General features: G+C 69.5%; 3 protein-coding genes. 2 read left to right on the plus strand and 1 reads right to left on the minus strand.

Going from position 1 to position 2910, the window contains the following annotated elements; translation table 11 throughout:
• Positions 1 to 125: 125 nt before the first annotated feature.
• A complete protein-coding gene (locus ACWJ6R_RS33745) occupies positions 126 to 398 on the minus strand; it encodes a DUF6343 family protein (protein WP_449066104.1) in 273 nt (90 codons plus the stop codon).
• 179 nt (positions 399 to 577) lie between these two features.
• On the opposite strand from ACWJ6R_RS33745, the gene ACWJ6R_RS33750 reads away from it, so the two are divergent.
• Together ACWJ6R_RS33750 and ACWJ6R_RS33755 are read left to right on the plus strand one after the other, a co-directional pair.
• Positions 578 to 970: a ChaB family protein gene (locus ACWJ6R_RS33750; RefSeq protein WP_449066105.1), complete on the plus strand. Its 393-nt coding sequence runs from the start codon at positions 578 to 580 to the stop codon at positions 968 to 970.
• A gap of 160 nt (positions 971 to 1130) precedes the next feature.
• Complete coding sequence (locus tag ACWJ6R_RS33755) at positions 1131 to 2801, plus strand: catalase (RefSeq protein WP_449066106.1); 1671 nt, start codon at positions 1131 to 1133, stop codon at positions 2799 to 2801.
• Positions 2802 to 2910: the final 109 nt, after the last annotated feature.

Genomic DNA, 2910 nt, shown 5'->3' on the forward strand with positions numbered 1-2910 from the left:
CGCCGGGAGCGGCGGAGACGAAGAGAGCGGCGGGGACGGCGGCACCCGGGCGGAGTGAGCGGGCCCGTCCGGCCCGCCCCGGTCGTTCCGGGCGGGTCGTTCCGGGCGGGTCGTTCCGGGGGCGGTCAGCCCGCCTCGGTCATCCCCCCTCGCTGCGCGCGGTTCTGGTTCTGCCGGCGGACGGCCAGACCCATGTCCACGGCCGCCACCACGGCGAGCACGGCCATCACCGCGGTTATCCAGACGAGGCCCGCGGCGAAGCTGAGCACGCCGATGGCGATGGCGGCGATCATGGCGAACGATCCCAGCCGGATATGGACCACGTCGCGGGGCGTCGCCGGGACCATCGTCCTGCCGGTCTTCGACGTCTGCTCCGGACGCTGCGGTTCATGAGTCATCTCGCACCCTCCTCCGTATCAGACCGCTCCCGTACCCACGGCGACCTCTCCCATGCACCCTCCCGAGGGCGGGGCCGTACGGCCGCGCGGCGGTGGACGCCCCCGCGAATGTTCCCGCGCGGGGCGGGAAGGGGCGACGGGCACGAGGACACGGACGAGTGGAAAGAGGTGATCGCGCGATGCCGGCACGCGAGGAGCTGCCGTCGACCCTGCGGCGCTCTCCCAAGAAGGCGCAAGAGACCTGGATCAAGGCGCACGACTCGGCGGTGGAGACCTACGGGGAGGGCGAGCGGGCGCACCGCACGGCGTTCTCCGCGCTGAAGCACTCCTTCGAGAAGGTCGGCGATCACTGGGAGCCGAAGAAGGAGAAGGGGCCGTCCGACGCGCAGGCGCGCAGGAGCACGCCCGAGGCGGGGAGGACCGCCGAGGGGGTGGACGCGTCGGCGTCCAAGGAGCACCTGTACGGCATCGCCCGGCGCCTGGACGTCAGGGGACGGTCCGCGATGACCAAGGGACAGCTGGTGGAGGCCATCAAGAAGGCGAATAGGAAGAGCACGGCGGACGCCCGCTGACCCGCACCGGCCCGGGCCCGGCACCGCTCCGGACGCGGTGCCGGCGCCCGGTGTCTGGAACGCGGCATGTTTCCGAAGATTCTCCCTGCCTTCGCTATAAGCCGGTCGGCAGCGGATAGGAAACGCCGGAAGCGAACGCAGCAGGGAGGGAAGCGTCATCATGACGGACGTGTCGAGCATGGGACCGCAGCCGGGTGACGAGCGTCCGGTGCTGACCAACCGGCAGGGGCATCCGGTCTACGACAACCAGAACCAGCGCACGGTCGGAGCCAGGGGCCCGGCCACGCTGGAGAACTACCAGTTCCTGGAGAAGATCAGCCACTTCGACCGGGAGCGCATCCCCGAGCGGGTGGTGCACGCCCGAGGGGTCACCGCCTACGGCTTCTTCGAGGCCACCGGTTATCTCGGGGACGAGCCGATCAGCCGCTACACCCGGGCGAAGCTCTTCCAGAAGGCGGGCAAGCGCACCGACGTGGCCGTGCGGTTCTCCACCGTGATCGGCGGCCGGGACTCCTCCGAGGCGGCGCGCGACCCGCGCGGGTTCGCGGTGAAGTTCTACACCGAGGACGGCAACTGGGACCTCGTCGGCAACAACCTGGCCGTCTTCTTCATCCGGGACGCCATCAAGTTCCCCGACGTCATCCACGCGCTCAAGCCGGACCCGGTGACGTTCCGCCAGGAGCCCAACCGGATCTTCGACTTCATGTCGCAGACGCCCGAGTGCATGCACATGCTGGTCAACCTCTTCAGCCCGCGCGGCATCCCAGCGGATTACCGGCATATGCAGGGTTTCGGGGTAAATACGTACAAATGGGTCAATCAGCACGGAGAGACGCATCTAGTCAAATATCACTGGATGCCGAAGCAGGGCGTGCGGAGCATGACCGTCGAGGACGCGTCGGCCGTGCAGGCGAAGGAGCTGGGGCACGCCACCAAGGACCTGCACGAGGCCATCGACCGCGGCGACTTCCCGGAGTGGGAGCTCCTGGTGCAGATCATGACCGACGAGGAGCACCCCGAGCTGGACTTCGACCCGCTGGACGACACCAAGGTCTGGCCGGAGGACCGGTTCCCGGCGCGGCCCGTCGGCCGGATGGTCCTCGACCGGAACGTGCAGAACAACTTCGCGGAGAACGAGCAGATCTCGTTCGGCACCGGCGTCCTGGTCGACGGCCTGGACTTCTCCGACGACAAGATGCTGGTCGGCCGGACGTTCTCCTACAGCGACACCCAGCGCTACCGGGTGGGCCCGAACTACCTGCAGCTCCCGGTCAACCAGGCCAAGAACGCCGACGTGCGCACCAACCAGCGCGACGGCCTGATGACCTACCACGTGGACGGTGCCGGGGAGAACCCGCACGTCAACTACGAGCCGTCCGTCAACGGGGGCCTGCGCGAGGGGCGGTTCCCCACGCACGACGAGCAGGGGCCCGCGATCACCGGGCGCCTGACCCGCAAGCGCATCCCGCGAACCAACGACTACATGCAGGCCGGCCAGCGCTACCTGCTGATGGAGCAGTGGGAGCGCGACGACCTCGTGCACAACTTCGTCACGCTGCTGTCGCAGTGCGACCGCCCCATCCAGGAGCGTATGGTCTGGCACTTCCTGCTGGTGGAGGACGACCTGGGCCTGCGCGTCGGCGAAGGGCTGGGCATCGGCCCGGATGACGTCTCGCACCTGGAGCCGCTGGCCGGCCAGGACCTCACCGACGAGGACCGCGAGCGCCTGTCCAGGCTGGGCAAGAACGGGCCGCGTGACGTGAACGGCCTGCAGATGACCCACTGCGTCCCGAACCAGCGCGCGGTCGTCAGCCCTCGCGCATCCGGGTGAGGAGCCCGGCGAAGTCGGCCTGCATGCGGGCGGCCTCGGCCGACAGGTCGCGGGAGAGCCCGGCGATCCGCGCGGCCACCTGCCCGGTCGCCTCGGCGGAACGCCGCAC

Source organism: Planomonospora algeriensis, from assembly GCF_977012225.1.

Coding starts and splice junctions, on each gene's coding strand:
- ACWJ6R_RS33755 (WP_449066106.1), top strand. CDS start 1,131: ATGACGGACGTGTCGAGCATGGGACCGCAGCCGGGTGACGAGCGTCCG.
- ACWJ6R_RS33750 (WP_449066105.1), top strand. CDS start 578: ATGCCGGCACGCGAGGAGCTGCCGTCGACCCTGCGGCGCTCTCCCAAG.
- ACWJ6R_RS33745 (WP_449066104.1), bottom strand. CDS start 398: ATGACTCATGAACCGCAGCGTCCGGAGCAGACGTCGAAGACCGGCAGG.